Source organism: Novosphingobium sediminis, from assembly GCF_007991615.1.
Taxonomy (GTDB): Bacteria; Pseudomonadota; Alphaproteobacteria; order Sphingomonadales; family Sphingomonadaceae; genus Novosphingobium; species Novosphingobium sediminis.
This window is the reverse complement of the sequence record NZ_BJYR01000019.1, coordinates 169,654-183,937: the sequence shown is the minus strand read 5'-3', so window position 1 is coordinate 183,937 and position 14,284 is coordinate 169,654. Positions and strand designations below refer to the sequence as shown.

Genomic DNA, 14,284 nt, shown 5'->3' with positions numbered 1-14,284 from the left:
GCGCCCGGCGTGCGTCATACAATTAAATTCAAAAGCAAATTCGGTTGTTGGAAGTAACTGTTCGCTTGATCCCGCGTGTATCCGGCAGTGCAAGATGGGGGGTCGAAAGTGGGTGAAAACAGAACTCGCGCGTCCGCCGTACGGCTTTCGGCTGCCTGCATGTTGGCAAGCGGCCTGTCTGCCGGTCATGCCTGTGCGCAGACGGTAGTATCCGGGGCCGCCGACGCATCGGGGGACGATGCGCAACCTGCGGCGATCGTGGTCAACGGCCTGCGGTCTTCGCTGATCGATGCGCTGGGGCGCAGGCGTGCCGCCGTTCTCACGACCGAGACGCTCACCCTCGAGGATATCGCGAAGACCTCTGGCGCCAACATTGCTGAAACGCTGGACCGCCTGCCGGGCGTGCGCCTCCTGCGCGATGCGACCGGCGAGGGAGTGCAGATTTCGGTGCGCGGGCTGGGTTCGGAGTTCGTGCGCGTTCTGCTCAATGGTGCGCCGCTGCAGGTGGCCTCAGATGGCGGGACCAACGGGGGCTCGCGCGGGCGCGGGGTCGATTTCGACCTGTTGCCGGCGGAGTTCTTCGCACGGGTAGACGTGCCCAAAGCTTCCGATGCGGCGATGATCGAGGGCGGCATCAATGGAACCATCGACTTGCGCACCTTGCGCCCTTCGGACCGGCCGGGATTTTCGCTGACGGTCAGCGGACAAGGTCAGTATGCCTCGGCAAGCCGCAAGGTGGCTCCGCGCGGATCGGTGCTGGTGAGCTGGTCGGGCAGCAGGTTCGGGGTGCTGGCCGGGGTTTCGGCCCTGAAGAGCGTGCAGCGGGTGGACGGGTTCGAGACGATCGGGTGGACCGATGCGAATGTGCCAGCCTGCGGACCCGGATGCCTGACATCGGGCGATAGCGGCAACGGATTCAGCTATGCCGGACTGGTGCCCGCCATTGCAGGACATGGCCTTGTGCCGGGCGACAAGGTGGATCTGGTCGCCACATCGGGGCTGTCACTCTCGCAGATCAGCGCCGCGCTGCTTCCCCGGCTGGCACGGCAGTTGCTGCTGCGCGGCACGCGCGAGCGCACGGCCGCGATTGCTGCGGTGGAATGGCGGCCGCTGGACAGCCTGCAGATCACGCTCGACGGCCTCTACGCGCATGCCGAGCGTGACTACGAGCATCTCGGCATGCAGTGGTATGTGCGCAATTCCGGCCCGGGCAAGACGCCGCAATCGACCGGGGGTATGGTCCCCATCAGCCTCTCCGTCGATGCCAACAACGTCGTGACATCGGGGCTGTTCGCCAATTCGGCCTTCCTCGCCGAAGAGAGCCTCTACAATCAGGACACCCGCTTTCACGCCGTCACGGCCAATGCACGTTGGGAGCCGGCAAGGACGGTGCGGGTCGATGCGCAGGCAGGCTTCAACCGCAGCCAGTTCCGGCGCGAGCAGCCAACCTTCCTGTTCCAGACGCCGATGCAGTCCGGCATCGACGTGCGCTTCGACAATCGCGGGAGCGCAGCGCAGCCGGTCATCACGACCAACCGCGATCTCGGCGATCCGGGGCTTGGCTGGCAGTGGTCGCGGCTCAACATCCAGAACATCCGCCGCGAGACCACGACGGACAGCGCGCGGATCGACATCATGCTGGGCACCGCACGCCTGAACGTGAAGGCCGGCGCCAGCTACGAGCGGTCGCGCCGCGAGATCCGCTCCTATGACAACAGCCCGGCCTATCAGCTTGCGGTCTGCGGCCCGAACTGCGCGGGTGTGGCGGGCAGCGTGCCGAACGGCAATCTGGCGCGCTATCTGCAGCGCGTGCAGGTTTCCGATTTCGGACGACTGGCGCAGGGCCCGGTCGGCTACACCACGTTCCTCGCGCCCGATTTCGCGGCGCTGAAGCGCGATACGGGCTATCAGGCGTTCAGCGATGACGCGCCGCTGGCGACGACGCAGGTCGGCGGCAATCCACCCGGCGATATCGGCGAGCGCGTGCTGGCGGGCTATGGCGAAGTGAACGCCGCGCTGCGCATCCTTGGCCGCGAGGTGCAGGCGAAGCTGGGACTGCGCCATGTCGCCACGGATCAGGATGTGGCTGGCGTCGCGCTGCTGAACGGCGATGTGGTGACGATCCGTTCGCAGCGCAGCTATGGCGCCTGGCTCCCCTCGGCGAACCTGCTCGCGCGGATGACCAACAGGATCAACCTGCGTTTCGGCTATGGCCGCACCCTGACCCGGCCCGATCCCTCGCTTCTGCTGCCGAGCACAGTGTTCACCGATGCCTCGGCCCAGATTGCAGCAGCCGGAAATCCTGCGCTGAAGCCTTATGTTTCGACCAATTTCGATCTCGGGATCGAGTGGTATACCGGCGGGATCGGGTTGCTTTCGGTATCGGCCTTCTCGCGCGCTATCGATGGCTTTACCGTGGTGCAGGCGGATCAGGCCACTTTCGCTTCGCTCGGCATCCCGTTTTCCGCACTTTCCTCGACACAGCAGAATGTTCTGAACGACCGCTCCTTTCAGACCGGCATTCCGGTGCCGCAACTGCCCATCTCGCTCACGCGCCCGATCAATCTGCAGAGCCTGCTGCTGCGCGGAATCGAGGCGACGTGGACGCAGCCGCTCGACCCGCTGGCCAAGGGACTCGGCTTCACGGTGAGCGCAGGTTTCCTTGATCAGCAATCGGCGACGGGCCTTGTCGCGCCGGGAGTGCCCGGAGCATCGGCGGCGGCCGAACTGTTCTACGAGCGCGGTCCGATTTCGGCGAGCGTGCGCTATGACTGGAATGGGCGGTCCGTCGCCGCGAATGGTCCGCTCAACGGGCTCAATCTGGCGCAATATACCGACCCGCGCGGGCAGCTTGATCTTGCGCTGATCTACCGGCTGCCGCGCTGGCACGATCGCTTCCGGTTTACGCTTTCGGTGCTCAACGTGGGTAATGCACCGCTGCGAACGACGCTGGGATACGACAACGCCCCTTTCTCGGTGTACTATCCGGGACCGCAGGTGCTCGCCGGTTTCGGCGCGCGCTTCTGAGCCGGAACACGAACTGGCACTGCGGGCCGCTCAGAACTTGAACAGGGCCTCAAGCGCGGCCATGCCGATGCGGTGCGCCGGACCGGTCTCGCGCAGGAAGGCACCCGGCGTGAAGACCGAAGCCGAGGCGAGGAAGGACAGGGTCGGGCTCGGCTGCCAGCTCACCGCGACTTCCGCCTGCTGGCCAATGGTCCGCGCCTTGCTGCTGCCGGGCGCGCGGAGGAGCTGGCCCGGCACGTCATAGATCCCGTCGCCGATGGTCTGGCGCCAGAAGGCGCTGGCGGACAGATCGAGCGTGACCTTGGGGGCGATGCGGATGTCGACGCTGGGATTGAGGTGGACGATGTTGCGCGGTCCGATCGGCGAAAGTTCGCCGAAATAGCGGCCCTTGGGAAACATCGCGTTGAAGGTGCCAAGCGTGCCGTCGTGGATTGATCGGTCGCCGCTGGCGATATTAGCCCTGACGCGCAGGCGTGGCTGGAGCGGCACATCCGGGAATGCAACGGCGGTTTCGGTGGCAATCGACCACGCCCGGATGCGCTGACCGGCGAAACGGCCGCGCTGGAGCATGCCTTCCCAGTTCCACGCGATCCGCCCGCGCCGGCCGAACAGGCGCAGGCCGTAGGTATCGCGGCGCTCCTCACCGGCGATGCCGCCAAACCGCGCGGCACTGTTGCGATAGCCGAGCCAGTAGATGTCGGCGGAAGAGACGCCCCGCTTGCCACCCCCACCCAGCCGCGCCGTGGCATAGACGCCGCTGAGCAGACGGGTGTGCGAGGTGGCATCGTCGAAATCCCGCTGGCCGACTTGCACCGGTCGCAGGCGAAACACATCGAGCCGCAAGGGGCCGGTCTCCGCGATCGCGCGAAATCCGTCAAAAGCCTGCGGGATGTTGGGACCATAGCGCAAGCCGACGAGCCGCTCCGACCCGAGCCCGATCAGTTCGCGCCCGCCGCGCAAGGTGATCGTGCCGCGCCCGGGCAGCGCGAGGCGCACATCGGCAAAGGCCTGCAGCAGATCGTGTCCGGTTTGGTCCGCCGGTCCGTTGCCGCCGTTCACGCCGCGGGCGTAGCCGGCAATGGTCTGGACGAAGGCGCGCACCGGGCCGGCGCCCAGATCGACGGAGGGCATCGCACGCAGCCAGAGATAGCCGTCGTCCGGCTTTGATCCCCAATCGGTGTTTTCAAAACCTTCGTAGCGGGCGCGCAGTTCGAGGCCGAATGTGGCGTGGACATCGTTGCTGCCCGGCAGCTCGAGGTACTTCCAGCCGGCAATCCCATCGCGGCCGGCATTGGCCGACCAGTCCTCGTCATAGCGGAGTGTGGTGCGAACTGGCTGGCCAGCGGGCGCCCCACCAGGCGCGGCGAGCGCTGGCAGGGGCAGCAATAGCAGGGCCGTACCGAGGGCGTGGCGAAGGCTCAACGCTTGATATCCGCCATCTGGGGGTGCGCGGCGAACAGCGCCGTGCCGAGGAATACGACACCGCCCGTTATCAGCAGCGTGGCGGAGAGCCCGGTATGGATGACGAGCAATGCACCAGCGAGCGCCCCTCCGAAGATCATCGCGACGGCGCTGATGCGCACGGCAAAGTTGGGCGCCGAACCGGCGGCAAGGTGCGAATCCGCGGCGATCCCGGTGATAGTGAGCGTGAGGACTGTGGTGGTGAGATCCGGAACCTTCAGCTGGCGCACGATCGCATTGCGGAAGCCCATCGCTCCTGCCGTGAGCGCGAGGATCGCCGGCAGACGCCAGCAAAGGCCGGCCTCGATCGCGGTTGTGCCGTATGCGGCAAGGCCGGCGAGGAGCAGCAGCACCGTCTCGATTGCAGCGACGAGGATCAGCCAGTTGCGCAGCAGTTGCGGTCCCGGTCTCCGCCAAAGCCTGCCAGCGAGCATCGCGCCGATCACGAAAGCGATCAGCGCGATCAGAAAGGGTCCGGGCGCGAAGCCCTTTGCACCAGCCGCCGCAAAGCCGAGGAACACGACATTGCCGGTCATGTTGGCGGTGAACACCTTGCCGAGGCAGAGAATGCTGGCAGCATCGAGCATTCCGGTCGTGCCCGAAAGCAGCAGGAGCAGGCGGAACAGCGGGCGCGGAGTCTTCAGGGCGGGTGCGGCATCCATCATTCAATCCGCTCCTTGATGGCGGGAACGGTCGGCAAGGACCGCCACGAGGGCAAAGCCGCCGACAAGGCCAAGGTGCTCAAAGAAGGCGTTCGTCGCGGCGAAGCGTTCCGGGCCGTGCATTGTCCAGAAGGCGTTGGCGATCGAGGCCGCGAGCAGGGTGAACCCGCCGAGCATGCCCGCACCAAGCCACACCCATCGCCCGCTCAGCACGAGCAGCGGACCGGCGATCTCGAGCGCGATGGTGAATGCGGCCCACAAGGCGGGCGGGCTCATGCCGAAGTGCGCCTGTTCGGCAATGGCGCCGGGCCAGTCCGCCAGCTTGGCTATCCCGCCGACAAGGTAGGCGCTGACGAGCAGGAGACGCGCGATGTGGGTGGTGGGGGGCCAGCCAAGAATGGCCCTGACAAACGCCGGGGCTGGAGCCGGCATGGTCAGACGGCCCAGCAGCCGCACCCGAGCGAGCCCCAGAAACTCTGCACATCGGCTGCCGGAGCTGCCGCACCAAGCGCGCGGGCGTGATCGTGGCCATGGACACCGCAGGCGGACGCGCAGCCGCAGGCAGATGCCATGGCCCGCGCGGTCTCCGGCTCGCTGTAGTAGCCGCCGAACGTCTTCACCGGCGACCAGTCCGGCATCGGAGCAGGGAGCGCGGGGGCAAGGCCGGCGTAGTCACCCTCGCCGTGCACCACCTTGCCGCCAAGCAGCGTGAGCACCGCGCGGATATGCGAAATATCGTGCTCCGGCACGGTGATGTAGTCGGCCGAGAGCAAGGCGCAATCGGCCAGTTGACCGGCCTTGATCTGACCCTTCTTGCCCACCTCGTTCGAGAACCAGGTATTCTCGTGCGTCCACATCGAGAGCGCCTTTTCGCGGCTTACCCGATTGGCGCCGGGATAGAGCGTGAGACCGCCCACGGTGCGGCCCGTGACGAGCCACGACAGCGAAACCCACGGGTTGTAGCTCGCCACGCGGGTCGCATCGGTGCCCGCGCCCACGGGAATACCCGCGGCGAGCATCCGCGCGATCGGCGGCGTGTGCTCGGCAGCGCGGCGGCCATAGCGCTCGACGAAGTACTCGCCCTGATAGGCCATGCGGTGCTGCACCGCGATCCCGCCACCAAGCGCCGCGATCCGGTCGATGTTGCGCTCGCTGATGGTCTCGGCGTGGTCGAAGAACCAGTTGATCCCGGTGAGCGGAACGTCGCGGTTGACCTTTTCATAGACATCGAGCGCGCGGCCAATCGTCTCATCGTAAGTCGCGTGGAGCCGCCAGGGCCAGCGGTTCTCGGCAAGCAGGCGGATGACGGGCTCGAGATCGCCTTCCATCGAGGGCGGCATATCGGGCCGGGCGACGCGGAAGTCCTCGAAATCGGCAGCGGAATAGACCAGCATCTCGCCCGCGCCGTTGTGGCGATAGCTGTCGTCCCCCTGCCCCGGCGTAACCTGCTTCACCCAGCCGGCGAAGTCCGCAAGCTCCTCCTTCGGCTTCTGCGTGAAGAGGTTGTAGCTGATGCGCACGGTGAGTTGGCCATCGCCGTGGAGCTTCTCGATCACGCGGTAATCGTCGGGGTAGTTCTGGAAGCCGCCGCCCGCATCGATCACGCTGGTAACGCCGAGCGAGTTCACCTCGCGCATGAAGTGGCGGGTTGAATTGATCTGGTAGTCCTCGGGCAGCTTCGGCCCTTTGGCGAGTGTCGAATAGAGGATCGTCGCATTGGGCTGGGCGAGGAGCAGCCCGGTTGGATTGCCCGCACCGTCTCGCACGATCTCGCCGCCCGGCGGGTTCGGCGTATCCTTGCCATAGCCCACAACGCGCAGCGCCGCCGCGTTGAGCAGCGCGCGGTCATAGAGGTGGAGGATGAACACCGGCGTATCGGGCGCGACCGCATTGAGTTCGGCAAGGGTGGGGAGGCGCTTTTCTGCGAACTGGTGTTCGGTGAAGCCGCCGACCACGCGCACCCATTGCGGGGCGGGCGTGCGGTCGACCTGTGCTTTCAGCATCGCCATCGCATCAGAGAGAGTTGGCACCCCGTCCCAGCGCAGCTCCATGTTGAAATTCAGCCCGCCGCGGATGATGTGCATGTGGCTGTCGATCAGGCCGGGAATGAGGCGGCGCCCCCCCGCATCGATCACGCCGGCCTTGGGCGCTGCGGCGCGCACTTCCTGCTCTGAACCGACCGCGTGGAACCGGCCGTCCCTGATCGCTACGGCCTCTGCAACCGGATTTTCCCGATCAAGCGTGGTGATCCGAGCATTCACGATGATGAGGTCGCCTTCCACCGGCGTTTCCTTTCGAAGAGACTGTGCGCGGGTCTGGCCGGGGAGCAGCGCGAGCGCCGTTGTGCCGAGCATGCCCGCCACCACATCGCGCCGCCGCGCGGTCATGGTTTGTCAGCCGGGGTCTGTCCCAGTCCGGTCACCCGCTCGGCGCAATTCGCTTTCCAGAACGCGGCCACCTCCTGCCCACGAAGCACTTGCATCGCCAGCGGCACAGCCTGTTCACCCAGCAACATGCCGAGGAGGCCCAGCAGCGCGATCGCGGGAGGGGCAGGCGATCGCGTACCGAGGAGGCTGTAGATGGCGCCAACCATGAGGCCGATGCCGAGCGCGGCGAGATAGGGTTTCATGGACAGGAGGCTCCCGTGCCGGGCGTGGGAGGGCGGGTCAGTGCCCGGCCGGGTGTGGCGCTTCGTGCGGGAAGGAGCCGCGCTGCGGCGCCTTGTGGACCATCGTGTAGGCGTAATCGACGCCCATGCCGTAGGCGCCGAAGTGCTCGCGCACGATGTTCATCACGCCGTCGTAGGTCTCGCGCTTCGCCCAGTCGCGCTGCAGTTCGAGCAGGGCGTTGATCGTGGTCAGCGGGTGCGCTCCTGCCTGCTCCATGCGCCGGATCGCGGCATCATGCGCTTCAGGCGACGTACCGCCCGAGGCATCCGTCACGAAGTAGATCTCGAAGCCTTCCTCGATCGCGCAGAGCGTCGGGAAGAGAAGGCACGCTTCGGTCCACAGCGCAGCGATGACCAGCTTCTTGCGCCCGCTGGCCTTCACCTGCGCCACGAGTTCGTCCGAATCCCACGAGTTCATTGAAGTGCGCTCGATCGGCTTCTGCTGCACCACGTCCATCAGTTCGGGCCAGATGTAGCCGGAGAAGGACTCAGTCTCGACCGCAGTGAGGATGGTCGGCACGCCGAACAGCTTGGCCGTCTTGGCCAGCGCCACGGTGTTGTTCTTGAGCAGCTGGCGATCGATGCTGGTGACGCCGAAGGCCATCTGCGGCTGATGGTCGATGAAGATGAACAGCGTATCATCGGAATTGATGAGCTTCTGGGAACGGAAGGACATGGAAAAAGCTCCTTTCGGGAGAGGGGGTAAGGCTCTGTCAGTGCGCCTGGAGGTGCGCTTCGAGGAACCAGAGCTGCTTGTCGGTCTCACGCGAGATCTGGGTGAACAGGTCCGCGGTATCGGCATCGCCGGCGAGCGTGGCCTGATCGATGCCCTCGCGCGCCGCCTTGCCGAACGCGCCGAGGCTGCCGGCGAGTGCCTTGAGATGCGCCTCACCGCCGCTGGCTTCGAGCGGATAGCCATAGAGCGTGGAGTTCGCCGCGGTCGTCGCGATCCGGCCATCCGCGACATGGCCGAGCGTGGTGATCCGCTCTGCCAGCAGGTCCACGAAGTCTTCGATCTCGCCATGCAGGCGGTCGAACAGTTCGTGGAGCTGGAGGAAGTGCGGGCCCTTCACGTTCCAGTGCGCCTGCTTGGCCTGCGCTTCGAGATCGAGCGCATCGGACAGGCGGGCCTGAAGCAGACCGCAGGCCTCTTTGCGCACGTGATCGGAAAGATCGAGGCGGCTGGTGTAGGTCATGGCATCAGGCCTTGATGAAGGCGAGGATATCGGGGTTGATGACCTCGGGATGGGTCGAGGCCATGCCGTGCGGCAGCCCAGGATAGGTCTTGAGCGTGCCATGCTTCACGAGCTTGATGGCAAGCTGCGCTGAATCGGCAATCGGCACGATCTGGTCATCCTCGCCATGCATGATGAGGACCGGCACCGCGATCTGCTTGAGATCTTCGGTGAAATCGGTTTCCGAGAAGGCCTTGATGCAATCGTAGTGCGCCTTGGCACCGCCCATCATGCCCTGCCGCCACCAGTTGTCGATCAGCCCCTGACTGACCTTGGCGCCGGGCCGGTTGAAGCCGAAGAACGGACCTGTCGGCACATCGCGGAAGAACTGTGCACGATTGGCGACGAGCGCAGCGCGAAACCCGTCGAACACTTCCATCGGCAGGCCGCCGGGATTGGCGGCGGTCTTGAGCATGATCGGCGGCACGGCCCCGATGAGGACGGCCTTGGCAACGCGGCCGGGCTTGGCGCGGGCGACATAGCGCGCCACTTCACCGCCGCCGGTCGAATGGCCGATATGGACCGCGCCGACGAGGTTCAGGTGATCGGTCAGCTCGGCGACATCGGCGGCGTAGGTGTCCATCTCGTTGCCCGAGAAGGTCTGGCTGGAGCGGCCATGGCCGCGCCGATCGTGTGCGATCACCCGGAAGCCCGCCTGGAGGAAGAACATCATCTGGTTGTCCCAGTCGTCGGCGGTGAGTGGCCAGCCATGATGGAACATGATGGGCCGGGCCTCCTTCGGCCCCCAGTCCTTGTAGAAGATCTGGGTGCCGTCCTTGGTCGTGATCGTGCTGGTGCTCATGCGGTGGGCTCCTGATGGGATGGACGGGTTGGCAGGCGCCGCGAGCGCGCTGCCGGGAAGGGCAGCGACCATCGCTCCGGCGGTGCTGGCTGCGATGAACTGCCGCCGGTCGATGACTGGGATGGCGGCTGGGATGGCGGCTGGGATGGCCGCGCCGCGATCGGAGACGCTTTCGGGATCGGTCGTCATGCGGGCTACCCCCTTTGAAGTGCCCGCAGAGGATGCGCCCCGGCTGGTCCGGCGGGAACACCCGGACGGGGGGATATCGCGCCCGCTTTTGAGTGGGTATGAAGCCCTGAATTGGCGTGATATCTGAGGGTTGCTGGTCCGGATCAGAAAATACCCGGATGAGCTCAGACCGAGACAAGCCCCATGCCGGACAGGCCGATCCGCATCCTCATTGCCGACGATCATCCGATCCTGCGCGAAGGCGTCGGGTCGGTCATTGCGCTGCAGGATGACATGGTGATCGCCGGCGAAGCCTCGACCGGGATCGAAGCGGTGGAACTCTACCGCGAACTGCGCCCGGACATCGTGCTGATGGATCTGCGCATGCCCGAGATGGGCGGAGTCGAGGCAATCAGGGCAATCCGGGCGAGCGCTCCGGATGCGCGGATCATCGTGCTCACCACCTATTCGGGCGATGCCAAGGCGCTGGAAGCGATGCGCGAAGGGGCATCAGGGTTTCTGCTCAAGAGCAGTCTGCGCCGCGAACTTCTTAACGCCATCCGCACGGTCCATCGCGGGCAGCGCCACCTCCATCCCGATGTCGCGCACGAGATCGCGCTCCACGCCATCGAGGATCCGCTGAACACGCGCGAGATCGAAATCCTGCAGATGATCGCGGGCGGCCATTCCAACAAGCAGGTGGCATGGCGGCTGGGCGTGGCGGAAGAGACCATCAAGTCGAACATCAAGAGCATCTTTGCCAAGCTCAATGTGAGCGACCGCACGCACGCGGTCACGACCGCCGCGCGGCGGGGCATCATTGAGCTGTGACGGCAACCGTCAGGGCCCGGTCGTGGCGCTGTTGAAAAGGCTGATCCGGGCCGCGCTGCTGCTGGTGCTGACCGCCTTGCTGCCCGGCGCAGGCTTCGCCGCAGAGCCCACTATCACCGATGCCTTGCGCGGTTTTGCCATCAATCACTGGTCGCTTGAGGAAGGCGCCCCTAGCCGCATCAATGCGATCACCCAATCCGCCGATGGCATGCTGTGGATCGGCGGCGTGGATGGCCTGTTCCGGTTTGACGGGGTGACGTTCGAGAAGGTTGGCGGCGATCGGCGGCTGATCGTATCCGACATCCTTGCCGCCCGGTCTGGCGATGTGTGGGTCGGGCTTGCGCGCGGCCAGGGCCTCCTCGTCTACCGCCATGGGCGCCTTGAAAGCGCGGGGATGCCCAACCCCTCGCGTGAGATCAACGACATGGCCGAAGATCGCAGCGGTGCGATCTGGGTCGCGCGCGGCGGCCGCGGGGTGCTCTCGCTCGCGCGGCTGGCTGGCGGGCGGTGGCAGGAATTCGGCGCCGCATCGGGATTGCCCGAGCAACCGGTGTGGAACCTGCTGGTGGCGCGCGACGGAACGCTGTGGGTGGTGCTGGAGCGCGCCATCTACCGGCTGCCGCCCGGCTGCGCGCGGTTTCAACCCACTGGCCTCGGCGTAACGCCGCGGTCCAGCCTTGCCGAGGATGCGCACGGCGGCATCTGGCTCTCCGACCGCGAGGGCACGCGCCGGGTGGCGCGGTCCGGCGGCGGGAAGATCGAACAGGGCCAGCGCTTGCTCCACCCCGAACCGGCAGGCGGCACGCGCTCGCTGTTCGACCGGCGCGGCGATCTGTGGGAAGCGACGTGGAGCGACGGCGTGGTGCGGGTGATCGACCCGTTGCAGCGCGGACCGGGCAGCAAGGTCACGCGCCTTGGCATGGCCGGCGGGCTGCTATCCAGCCAGACACGCGCGGTTTTCGAGGACCGCGAAGGCAACATCTGGATCGGCTCCGAACTTGGCCTCAACATGCTGAGGCGCGTACCGATAACCGTTGCGCCCGGCATTCCGGCCAATTCCTACAGCACCTACCGGCTCGCAGCGGCGGCAGACGGGACCGTCTATGCAGCCGAGGCCGCGGGCGTCTATCGCATTGCCGCCGGTGCGGATCCCGTTCGCGTGATGGCGACACGGTCGCCGGTCGAGGCGCTTTGTGCCGCCGGAGCAGATGGAATCTGGGCGATCACGCACGAGGCGGCGTTCAGGATTACGGCAAACGGCCGCAGCGAGTTTGCCAAACCACGTCCGTTCATTGCGCAGGCCTGTGCGCAGGACCGCGATGGCACGGTCTGGATGCCCGCGCTCGATGATGGGCTGATGCATCTGCGTGCGGGGCGCTGGGGATCGTGGCCGGGCCTTGGTCCGGGTATCGGCGACCCGGCAAATGCCGTGATCCTGCCCGACGGACGAGCAGCCATCCAGTTTCGCGGTACCATGCCCGCTGGCCCGACACCCTTTGTCGCGATCGATCGGCGGTTCGATCATGTCGGCGGGATCGAAGGCCTGCTGGCGGGGCCGGGCATGCTGCTGATCAGCGGCGCGACCGGTCTTGAGGCGCCGATGCAGCCCGGCCGCCCTTTCCTCGACAAGGCGCGCTATCCCTGGACGGCTTCGCTCAATGGCCTTGCGCAGGGCCGTTCGGGCGACAGCTGGGGCTTCGGTGACAACGGGGTATTCCAGATCAGGACCGCCGATCTGCTCCGCGCGCTCGAACGGCCCGGTACCGCCGTCGCCATCCGGCAGTTCGATTTCCGTGATGGCCTCAACAGCTTCGTCCAGAAGAGTGGTGGCAGCCAGATCGTCGTCGGCGGTGACGGACGGGTGTGGTTCGCCACGCGGCGCAACATCCTCATGATCGATCCCGAGGCGATCATGCGCAACAGCCTCGCGCCTGCAGTCATGATCCGCAGTATTCTTGCCGGCAGGCACCGCTTCAACGCCGCTGAGGGCCTCACGCTCCCGGCGGGCACGACCCGGATCGAAGCGGACTTTACCGCGACCAGCCTGTCCGTCCCGCAGCGGGTGACCTTTCGCTATCGCCTGCTCGGTTCCGATGAAGCTTGGACGACGGTTCGCAACGTGCGGCAGGGCATCTATGCCGATCTCGGGCCGGGCCATTACACGCTCGAAGTGCTGGCGGCGAACGAGGATGGGGTCTGGAGCAAGGAACCGGCCCGCCTCCATTTCAGCATTGCGCGGGCCTTTCACCAGACCTTGTGGTTCCGCACGCTGGCAGCGCTCACGATCGGCGGGCTGCTCTATCTGATCTACAGCCTGCGCCTGCGGCAGGTGAGCGGACAGATCCAGCAGCGGATGCTGGCGCGCACGCATGAGCGCGAGCGCATCGCGCGTGAACTCCACGACACGATGATCCAGGGCGTGCAGGGCCTGATCCTGCGTTTTCAGGCGGTGGCCGACCACTTTGCCGATGACCCGGCTGCGCAGGCGGTGCTCATGCCAGCGCTCGACCGGGCAGAGGAAATGCTGGTCGAGGGACGCGAGCGCGTGAGCGGCCTGCGGCGCGCCGACGACCGCGATCTTGTCAGCGAAGTCGAGAGGCTGATGAGCGAGCAGCTCAATTCGCCGGGCGTACTAGCGCCGCTCACCGTCACCGGGAAACCGCGCCGGTTATTGCCGGAACTGGTCGACGAAGTGCTTGCCGTGCTCAGCGAAGCGCTTTGCAATGCGGTCCGCCATTCGGGCGCTAGCCGCATCGAGGTTGGCCTCGCGTTCGGATCCCTCTCCTTCACCGCTTTTGTCCGCGACAACGGCATTGGCATCAGCAATGTCGTCGAACTGCCCGGAGGCCGCGAAGGGCACTACGGCCTGATTGGCATGAACGAGCGTGCCCGCACGATGAAGGGCCGCCTGCGGATCGAAAGCGCGGCAGGCTTCGGCACCGAGATCACGCTGCGCGTTCCTGCCCGCTTTGCCTACCTGCCCGGCGACGCGCCCATCCAGCGCAAGGCCGCGGCGGAAAGCGCTGCTGCTGCGCCAGACAGAAAAGCTTCTGCTTGACGGGCCAGACTCAACTCAATAGGTAGAGATTACCCGAGCGGCCGTGGAGATCAGGCCATCCGCTCATGCAACAGGGACCGGATCCGCGGCATTTTACGGGCTAGCAGCTTGCTCCGCGTTACCAACCGCTAAGCGCGCGATGCTGGGGCGACACCGCCAGGCATCGTGATCCCCTCCATGATGAGGTGATACGATGCACATGATGCCAGCGCTCGCCTGAGCGCCACACACGGATTGGCTGCAACTGCCGGACGGGGCATCCCGCGGCGCCTGATGGCCTGATCCTCCTGACCTGACCGACCCAGCCGGACACGCCACGCGGCCCTCCGGAACGCGCTCTGGACACGGTCTTCTCCCGCCTTCCGTGCGCAG

General features: G+C 66.1%; 11 protein-coding genes. 3 read left to right on the top strand and 8 right to left on the bottom strand.

Annotation, left to right across the window (positions count from 1 at the left end; all coding sequences use genetic code 11):
• The first annotated feature begins 108 nt into the window (after positions 1-108).
• On the top strand, positions 109-3,027 hold the full coding sequence (locus NSE01_RS15100; protein ID WP_246135231.1) for a TonB-dependent receptor: 2,919 nt from the start codon (positions 109-111) through the stop codon (positions 3,025-3,027).
• A gap of 30 nt (positions 3,028-3,057) precedes the next feature.
• Here NSE01_RS15100 and NSE01_RS15095 read toward each other — a convergent pair whose 3' ends face one another.
• Genes NSE01_RS15095 through NSE01_RS15060 form a run of 8 tightly spaced genes read right to left on the bottom strand, consistent with a single transcriptional unit; the run spans position 3,058 to position 9,855 of the window.
• On the bottom strand, positions 3,058-4,449 hold the full coding sequence (locus tag NSE01_RS15095) for an alginate export family protein (protein WP_246135230.1): 1,392 nt from the start codon (positions 4,447-4,449) through the stop codon (positions 3,058-3,060).
• Positions 4,446-5,153 (bottom strand): YoaK family protein, encoded by a 708-nt coding sequence (locus tag NSE01_RS15090; protein WP_246135229.1) that lies wholly within the window; start codon positions 5,151-5,153, stop codon positions 4,446-4,448. The genes NSE01_RS15095 and NSE01_RS15090 overlap by 4 nt, the downstream gene beginning before the upstream one ends.
• Positions 5,154-5,582, bottom strand: coding sequence for a DoxX family protein (locus NSE01_RS15085; protein WP_147160469.1), 429 nt, complete (start codon positions 5,580-5,582; stop codon positions 5,154-5,156).
• 2 nt (positions 5,583-5,584) lie between these two features.
• The gene (locus NSE01_RS15080; protein ID WP_147160468.1) at positions 5,585-7,537 is read right to left on the bottom strand and encodes an amidohydrolase; all 1,953 of its coding nucleotides are present in this window, start codon (positions 7,535-7,537) and stop codon (positions 5,585-5,587) included.
• A complete protein-coding gene (locus NSE01_RS15075) occupies positions 7,534-7,779 on the bottom strand; it encodes a DUF1427 family protein (RefSeq protein WP_147160467.1) in 246 nt (81 codons plus the stop codon). Before NSE01_RS15075 ends, NSE01_RS15080 begins: the two co-directional genes overlap by 4 nt.
• 37 nt (positions 7,780-7,816) lie before the next feature.
• Entirely contained in the window at positions 7,817-8,494 is a 678-nt protein-coding gene (locus NSE01_RS15070; protein WP_147160466.1) for a hydrolase, read from the bottom strand.
• 37 nt (positions 8,495-8,531) lie between these two features.
• On the bottom strand, positions 8,532-9,014 hold the full coding sequence (gene dps, locus NSE01_RS15065; RefSeq protein ID WP_147160465.1) for a DNA starvation/stationary phase protection protein Dps: 483 nt from the start codon (positions 9,012-9,014) through the stop codon (positions 8,532-8,534).
• A 4-nt stretch (positions 9,015-9,018) separates the two neighbouring features.
• On the bottom strand, positions 9,019-9,855 hold the full coding sequence (locus NSE01_RS15060) for an alpha/beta fold hydrolase (RefSeq protein WP_218033282.1): 837 nt from the start codon (positions 9,853-9,855) through the stop codon (positions 9,019-9,021).
• A 372-nt stretch (positions 9,856-10,227) separates the two neighbouring features.
• Between NSE01_RS15060 and NSE01_RS15055 the strand changes: the two genes are divergently transcribed.
• Positions 10,228-10,854 (top strand): response regulator, encoded by a 627-nt coding sequence (locus NSE01_RS15055; protein ID WP_147160464.1) that lies wholly within the window; start codon positions 10,228-10,230, stop codon positions 10,852-10,854.
• 22 nt (positions 10,855-10,876) lie between these two features.
• Positions 10,877-13,912, top strand: a complete 3,036-nt coding sequence (locus NSE01_RS15050; RefSeq protein WP_147160463.1) for a sensor histidine kinase — start codon at positions 10,877-10,879, stop codon at positions 13,910-13,912.
• Positions 13,913-14,284: the final 372 nt, after the last annotated feature.